This is a genomic window from Flavobacterium aureirubrum (genome assembly GCF_038739835.1).
Lineage (GTDB): Bacteria > Bacteroidota > Bacteroidia > Flavobacteriales > Flavobacteriaceae > Flavobacterium > Flavobacterium aureirubrum.
This window is the reverse complement of record NZ_JBCGDO010000120.1, coordinates 1-304: the sequence shown is the minus strand read 5'-3', so window position 1 is coordinate 304 and position 304 is coordinate 1. Positions and strand designations below refer to the sequence as shown.

At 32.9% G+C, this 304-nt stretch carries 1 protein-coding gene; it reads left to right on the top strand.

Going from position 1 to position 304, the window contains the following annotated elements; genetic code table 11:
• A partial coding sequence (locus WFZ85_RS16190; protein ID WP_342697277.1) for a DUF6493 family protein occupies nt 1–304 on the top strand: 304 nt, incomplete at both ends.

Sequence of the window (304 nt, the reverse complement as noted above, 5' to 3'; positions counted from 1 at the left end):
TACAAAAGGAAATTTAGACACTATCCGAAAACATATCAAAAAAAACAAGCGCTCTTGGATGACTTATGTGGATTTATCGCTTGAACCTGGTTATAAAAAACCCAAAGATAACAGTTGGAGTTGGGGGATACGTGGTGACGAAAAAATTAAAGAGATCATTACATTAAGTGCTATAGCTACTTTTGATAAAACCGATAGTCTTTCGTTTGAAGAAGCAATGAGTTTTTTAGAAAATAGTGATGAGCCTATCATTCTAGAAATTTTAAATTGGGCAAAACCCAACTGGATTGAAATCTATATCTTA